This is a genomic window from Marinicella pacifica (assembly GCF_014636635.1).
Lineage (GTDB): Bacteria > Pseudomonadota > Gammaproteobacteria > Xanthomonadales > Marinicellaceae > Marinicella > Marinicella pacifica.
The window spans coordinates 1-6590 of the sequence record NZ_BMEO01000025.1 but is presented as its reverse complement, the minus strand read 5'-3'; the positions used below and the strand labels follow the sequence as shown (position 1 = coordinate 6590).

At 40.6% G+C, this 6590-nt stretch carries 11 protein-coding genes; 2 read left to right on the top strand and 9 right to left on the bottom strand.

Features of this window, described 5'->3' with window-relative positions:
• A partial coding sequence (locus tag IEV16_RS13110; protein WP_188365921.1) for a helix-turn-helix domain-containing protein occupies positions 1–117 on the top strand: 117 nt, incomplete at its 5' end.
• A 138-nt stretch (positions 118–255) separates the two neighbouring features.
• Here the strand turns inward: IEV16_RS13110 and IEV16_RS13105 are convergent.
• The 9 genes from IEV16_RS13105 to IEV16_RS13065 all read right to left on the bottom strand — a co-directional run bounded on the left by IEV16_RS13105 (position 256) and on the right by IEV16_RS13065 (position 6313).
• Positions 256–615 (bottom strand): hypothetical protein, encoded by a 360-nt coding sequence (locus IEV16_RS13105; RefSeq protein ID WP_188366178.1) that lies wholly within the window; start codon positions 613–615, stop codon positions 256–258.
• 31 nt (positions 616–646) lie between these two features.
• Positions 647–1036 (bottom strand): roadblock/LC7 domain-containing protein, encoded by a 390-nt coding sequence (locus IEV16_RS13100; protein WP_188366177.1) that lies wholly within the window; start codon positions 1034–1036, stop codon positions 647–649.
• The gene (locus tag IEV16_RS13095; RefSeq protein WP_188366176.1) at positions 1037–1555 is read right to left on the bottom strand and encodes a GTP-binding protein; all 519 of its coding nucleotides are present in this window, start codon (positions 1553–1555) and stop codon (positions 1037–1039) included.
• A 102-nt stretch (positions 1556–1657) separates the two neighbouring features.
• Positions 1658–1843 (bottom strand): hypothetical protein, encoded by a 186-nt coding sequence (locus IEV16_RS13090; protein WP_188366175.1) that lies wholly within the window; start codon positions 1841–1843, stop codon positions 1658–1660.
• An 897-nt stretch (positions 1844–2740) separates the two neighbouring features.
• Positions 2741–3484 (bottom strand): LytR/AlgR family response regulator transcription factor, encoded by a 744-nt coding sequence (locus IEV16_RS13085; protein ID WP_229728361.1) that lies wholly within the window; start codon positions 3482–3484, stop codon positions 2741–2743.
• A gap of 3 nt (positions 3485–3487) precedes the next feature.
• Positions 3488–4540 carry a sensor histidine kinase gene (locus tag IEV16_RS13080; protein ID WP_188366174.1) on the bottom strand — a complete coding sequence of 351 codons (1053 nt, stop codon included), beginning with the start codon at positions 4538–4540 and terminating at the stop codon, positions 3488–3490.
• A gap of 6 nt (positions 4541–4546) precedes the next feature.
• Positions 4547–5407, bottom strand: coding sequence for an alpha/beta fold hydrolase (locus IEV16_RS13075; protein WP_188366173.1), 861 nt, complete (start codon positions 5405–5407; stop codon positions 4547–4549).
• A gap of 112 nt (positions 5408–5519) precedes the next feature.
• Positions 5520–5987, bottom strand: coding sequence for a hypothetical protein (locus tag IEV16_RS13070; RefSeq protein WP_188366172.1), 468 nt, complete (start codon positions 5985–5987; stop codon positions 5520–5522).
• On the bottom strand, positions 5984–6313 hold the full coding sequence (locus tag IEV16_RS13065) for a DUF3471 domain-containing protein (protein ID WP_188366171.1): 330 nt from the start codon (positions 6311–6313) through the stop codon (positions 5984–5986). Before IEV16_RS13065 ends, IEV16_RS13070 begins: the two co-directional genes overlap by 4 nt.
• 11 nt (positions 6314–6324) lie before the next feature.
• Between IEV16_RS13065 and IEV16_RS13060 the strand changes: the two genes are divergently transcribed.
• The coding region (locus IEV16_RS13060) for a hypothetical protein (RefSeq protein ID WP_188366170.1) at positions 6325–6590 on the top strand (266 nt) is incomplete at its 3' end.

Genomic DNA, 6590 nt, shown 5'->3' with positions numbered 1-6590 from the left:
CACATTCAACGGGTGCTGCAGGAACACAACGGCAACATCAGCCAAACCGCCAAAGCCCTGAATATGCATCGTCGTACGTTGCAAAGGAAGTTAAAAAAGAAACCGGTTCAAGAGTAATACCATAGGCTCACAGTTACTTTAGATACTGAGTTGTAACAGTCGTGTGTTTGTAAATAGTCTGAGGGCTAATAAATGTTTATGCGTGTCATGTTAAAAAGGCTCTTTGCGAGCCTTTTTATTGGTCTTAATGATTGATTAGACGATTAAATTTTCTTCGATGTTTTGCACTTTTCTTCGCGCTAATGCCAAATTAGATTTTGCTTTGTCTAAAACCAGATAAATAAACAACCCTTTTTGTGACGCCATTGGGCGGATAATGTGGTATTGGTCGTCTAGGGTAATTAAAATGTCTTCAATATCGCCCTCTAAACCTAAGTGTTTCATGGTTTGAAGCTTGGCTTTGACAACTTCTGAGTTACCTGCAGCTGCCAATTCCATATCAATACCGGAGCCGGCTTCACCAAGAACCATGCCTGATGAACTATCGACCAGAGAGGTGCATTTCGCGCCGTCGATTGATAATAAACTTTCTAAACTTTCATTAATACCTGCCATAATTTTTTCCTATTTTAAAGTGAGTAGACTGTCATTTGTCAGCAGACAGAGTAGCTGTTTCAATATATTTTGCGAGCTTGTTCATAAAGTACCTAATTTGAGCAAGGTTGGGTTTATCGCCACTGAGCATACTTAAAATGCATTGTTTATCCTGATAGTTTGTTTGGATCATATACAAAAGCCCCTTATCAGTTTCGATGCATGTAGATTCAAATTGAGAAGTCAATAGTTGTTTTGCCGCGGCTTTACTTAAAGCAGTCAGGGAGCTAGTTACAGCTGATAATTTATCGGTTTCTATATCAAAACCATCAATACATTGAGTAAATAGTGGAAAGCCATCGGCTGTGGTTAGATTTAAAACTTTCACATGCTTTAGCTTAGATTCAATGTCACTAAATACCTGATTAAATGATTCGGTCATTTATTTACTCTCGTCAATTGCAATTAAGGTTCTCATGATTAAATGAGCGCTAGAATGAAGTCTGGCATCGACGGTATAGACAGGAGGTGATATACCTTGTTCGAGAAAAAGTTTCTTTATGGCTTTCATGGTTGATCTGCCACCACCTGATTCAACATGAGTAATACCAACAATGCATAATGTGTTTTCATTAATCTCAAAGTAATCAATGAGGTGCTTCAGTTCATTTAAAGAATCCTGGTCCTTATTCTTGACTAATATAACTGTTGCCCATAGGCCTTCTTTTACGAAATCCCAAATCAGAGAAAATTTTCTTTGGCCGGGCACACCATACAGGCCTAAGGTGGTTTCTTGATCAATGACAATATGTCCGTAATCGATGCCGACAGTTGTCATCTCTTTGCCAATATCAACACTTGATTTAACATCTGTGTTGAGGGCGTTGATACTACTTAGGTTATTAATGATGGTTGTTTTACCAGAACCGACTGATCCAATGAAGGCCACTTTTTTGTGCATGATATTTGTCCAAGAATATTAAATTACAGTTTTTTTAAGTTGTATTGTCCTTTTTTGAGTCTGAAAATAATGTCAATACACAATCGAAAAATTTAAGTTTATTTAAGAAAAATTAAAAATCGTTTTTAATTTTTCAGAAAACCTTGAAACCTGGGATCGCAAAGGTTTAGGGTCAGTTTCTACCGGATCCTTAGTTTCTAAAATCTGTAATAGACTGGCTGCATTCAGAAAATGATTAATGGTGCTATCATCAATTTTTAATACCTTAGATATTTCGTTTTTACTCATAAATTTCTGAGTTAAATGAGCACTTAAAACGATATAGTCCGGATTGTAGTTTGAGAAACCAAAATTGGGTCATTCACTTAGTTTATGAGATTTACCGACTAGATTGGTTTTAAGGGGCCTCTTAGAGACATTTTCCCACAGTGTTTCTTGTAATGAATGCATGAAATATTCCAGGTTAAATATTAATAATCAAAGCCATTGAGCTCAAATTTTGGCAACCCGAAAATTTATAATGTAATTTTTATGCCCATGAAACAGACAAGCATGATGACATGCACTGTCATCGGTTAAAGCACTAAGATTTGTTATTCAATAGCCCAATAAATTGAGTTGGGTCAGTTAAACAATAAAGTCTTTGCAAATCTTCAATGAAAAAAGGTGGGGTAATCCTCCTTCTTCCTTAAAGCGTCAACCAAATGAGGTACTCTCGGGTATACCTCAATTAGTTAAACAGTTGTCTAATTTTTTTAGACAAGCACATTATAACAGACAATGCTTAATTGCGCGTTAATTAACAAAGACCCGATAAGGCTTTTCATTACTTCAAATAAGCCCGTTACAAAGCAATAGCTTTCTAAGTATTTGATATGGCTGATTATTTTGTCGCATTAAGAATGAAGGCAGAGTAACACACGTCCCATATGCGTTTAAAGATTCATTGTTGTTGCCCCCCTCAAACCGCCAATTTGATGACAATAATTGTCACATTTCATTGGGAAACGTAAAGCTTTACTGAGGGTCTATATTTAATGTTGAAATGTATCAGTAAAATCCATTTGTTATGTTCTTTATTCTAACCAACTCCCTCAATCATGAACTGTGTCACAAAAATAAATGTGAATGTTCAAGGATGTGATAATGGCTTGGGTTTGCAGAAACCATCATAGCATCGTGAGCTCATAGGCTCATTACTTCTTTAAACTGCTGGGTTTGACGGCGCGACAGTTCAATGGTTTCACCACCGCTCAAATGCACGCGGATGCCCTGAATCCAGGGTTCAACTTTTTGTATGTGGTTAAGGTTGATCAGCTGATTCCGGTTGGCGCGGAAAAACCGGTTGTCATCAAGGCGTTCGGCCAGTTGGTTCAGGGTTTTATTCAGCATCGGGCTGTTATCGTCAAAATACAAAGTGGTGTAATTGCCACTGACTTCAAACAGGCGAATATCGCCGAGCGTGACGAACCAGCATTGTTCGCCGTCCTTGACAAAAACCTGGTCGTGAACACCCAGTGTTTCGCGGTTTTTTTCTGACGGTTGCTGGGCTTTTAATAAGTGGTGTTGTTGTACAATTTTAGACACTGCACGATCCAGGGCTTCCGGTTCAATGGGTTTTTGTAAATAATCCAGGGCGTTGTGCTGAAACGCCTTGATGGCGTATTCATCGTAGGCGGTGACAAAAACTACCTGAGGTACCTGGTCGAGTTGTTGCAGCAATTCAAAACCATCCTTGCCAGGCATTTGAATGTCCAGAAATAACACATCTACGTTATGGTTTTTCATGAAGGCCAAAGCCTGTTCAGCATCACTCGCTTCGGCTTCAATCTGAATTTCAGGGTGTTTATTCAACAGGTGTTTGAGTTCCTGCCGGGCCAGGCGTGAATCGTCGATTATTAAAGCGCTTATGTGGTTTTTAGTGTTCATTGTTTAGTCATTGTCAGGGTACGCAAGGGGCACAGTAAGATTGGCGCAGACTTGTGATGTTCCTTGATTTACGAGCGTAAACTCGGCCTGTTCACCGTAGAGTAAATGGAGTCTTTGACGAAGATTGTCCAGACCAATGCCGGCTTCTTGGGTGTTGTCTGAAAGTTGGCCGTCATTAAGCACAGCAATCTTGAGGTGCTGATAATCGGTGTCGATGTTAATTTCAATGTGGCCACCTTGCGGTCGCTTAGCAATCCCGTGTTTTATGGCGTTTTCGACCAACAGCTGAATACTCATGGGCGGAATTTGTGCGGTTTCTGCGCCGTCAGCAACCGATATTTTGTACTGTAATCGTTGTTCAAAATGAATGTCTTCTAAAGCCAGATAATTTCGCACATGCGTGAGTTCTTCCTGCACAGTAACCTGCGCCTGTTCACTGAAGCGAAAGGAATATTTCAGGATTTCAGATAAATGCGTAATCATTTTACGCGTGGTTTCAGCACTTTCTAAGGTCATGGCACGCATATTATTCAGACAATTAAAAATAAAATGCGGATTGAGCTGGGCTTTCAGCGCCAGCAATTCACTTTTGTGCAAAGCTGAAGTGAGTTCGATTTCACGCAGTTGTTGATGTCGATTGGCGCGGTAGTGACCAATCACCAGATACAATAAGGTCCACAAGGAAAGAACAATCCAGTTTTGCGCCACGGTGAGAAACAACACGGCCATTGAATACGTTTGCCAGGTCATGATATTCAGGCCATACATCATAAATAATGAGACCAGAAATTGTCCCAGTAAAGCCAATAAAAAGGTGGTGGCGATTAATTGAATGATTAATCGACTGTGGTGTTTTCGCCGGAACCAATCCCAACGATGAATCAGATGACGAACCAGGCCGGAAGCCGGTACGTAGTAACACCAGGCAAACAACTGAATCACCAGACTGTTCAAGGTCAGCTGTCCACTTAAACTGCTAAAAAACAAACCGCTGAGCAGCAGGAAGGCGAACCAACCTGCTGCATTAACAACCCAGAACAAGGGTGAAGCTTTCATAAGGATTTATTCTGTGCTTAAAAAAGCATTCATTTTAGCAAAATAAAATTCAGGATCGTCCCACATAATGAAATGCTTACCCTTATCAGTGATGACCAGTTTATGGTTGTCCATATTTTTGTATTGGGCGCCATAACTCATTTTAAGCCGTTCATGACTCATGCCGTAATCTTTATAGGCAACCCACGACCCCATCACCAGTGTCGGGGTTTTTATGGTGGCGATCTCATCGCGCAAATCAGTGGTCATCATTTCGTACATGGCCTGGTTAACGCTTTCAGGATCACTGTCCATGCCCCATTTCTTGGCGAGTTTAATGCGCTCAGGGTCAGTAATCATGGTGCTGAGGATTTGATCCAGAGAGGCAGAGCGAAGTTCTTCACTCTGGCCGTCCATTTGCGACCGCATGGCTGCTGCCATGGCTTTAGAGTTTTCTTCAGTGGCACCGGGCATGGTGAGGGCCGGCATAAAGGGCACTGAATCGACAATCACAATTTTTTTAAACAAATCATTGTTTTCAATAGCCATCATCATCGCCATATAACCGCCTAAACTATGGCCGACGACCACTGGATTGCGTAGTTTGTTTTCATTTACGTAGGCCAACAATTGATCGCGAACCTGACTTAAATAAGGCTCTGTTTCCGCCATCGGCGCTTGACCGGCAAAACCCGGTAAAGTCACGACATGCATCTCATATTCATTTTTATAGCGGGCCACGGTTTCATCCCAGACATCACCGGAATTACTTAACCCCGGGATTAATAACATGGGCTCGCCCTCGCCATGAACGTCCACAGCAAAATCATAGTCGCCCGCATTTACAGGTGCAGAAAGGAATAAACTTAAAAGAATAACTAATTTCATACTAACTCCATTGATTAACAATGGTGTCGAGTATAGATGTGAAGAGTAAATTTCTGTGAAAAATTACATAAGCGGTTAATGCGCTTGATAAAAGGTTTCAGTGTTTCATTTTCTAAGCACTTGGACGAAGTACGCGAAGGGTGAAGATTCCAGTTAACAGTAACAAAAAACCAAAAAGTAAAAGGCTGATGGTTGAATTAAGAGGGACTTGTTGTGATGGCAAAACACCGAAAGTGATGGTTTCTTGGTATTGAAGTGGTGGTGAGCCGGTGTTAATGTTTAAGTTAAGTTGGTAATCGCCGGCTGGTAACACCCCCAGGTCAAGGTACATAAAACCTTCAGGTGGAGGAACGCCTATAACACAGGGATGATAAGTTACTTGATAATCGATAATAAAACCGTTCACACTAAAATTGTGATCAGTCCAATTTCGGCAACCAGTAATAAACCCAATGGTGACCATTTGGCCTTCCATGGCTGGATTGGGTTGGATTTCAATCAGACCTGAAAAGTTAGGTTGTGCATAAGCCTGGTTGTGAAATAACCCGACAAACGCAATCACATAAAATAGTTTTTTCACTCTTTTTTCTCCATCTCAAAACTTCGGCCTATTTGGGTGAATGTCATGGTTTGCTTGTCTGCATTAAAGACCATGCTAATATCAGCTGCTGAGAAGGTAAATTCAGTTTCGCTTTTAGCGCTTAGTGGGAAAGCGCCTTGTCCTGTCGCCTGGGCCATTAATTGACCGTCTTTTAAAGTCACCGAAATATCCAATGGAAAGGAATCTGAAGCATAAACGCCGGTATAACTTTGTAAAACCGTTTCATCAACAGCAACTGCTTTGGGTTTGGCGTCATCGTTACGTTGATAAACGTTGTGGTTGGCAGATTGAGCGATGCCAAGCATCAATCAGAGAAATGGTTGATTTGGCGAATAATCCGGAATATTTAAATTCTCGAATAACAAATTTAATGGTTTTGTTAAAAGAACTAAAAGTTCGCTTTTGTCATAACCATCCGCAGGTCAAAATGACCATCAATGGAGATGACGGGCAGCAAATAATGACGGATGCTTTATTAGAATTGGCGCTATTGAATGTTTTTAATAATTCAGCCGCTGCTGAAGCAAAGACCATTACTCTTAATGTAGCGATTAAGCAGAATAAAATACAACTTCAGGTCCA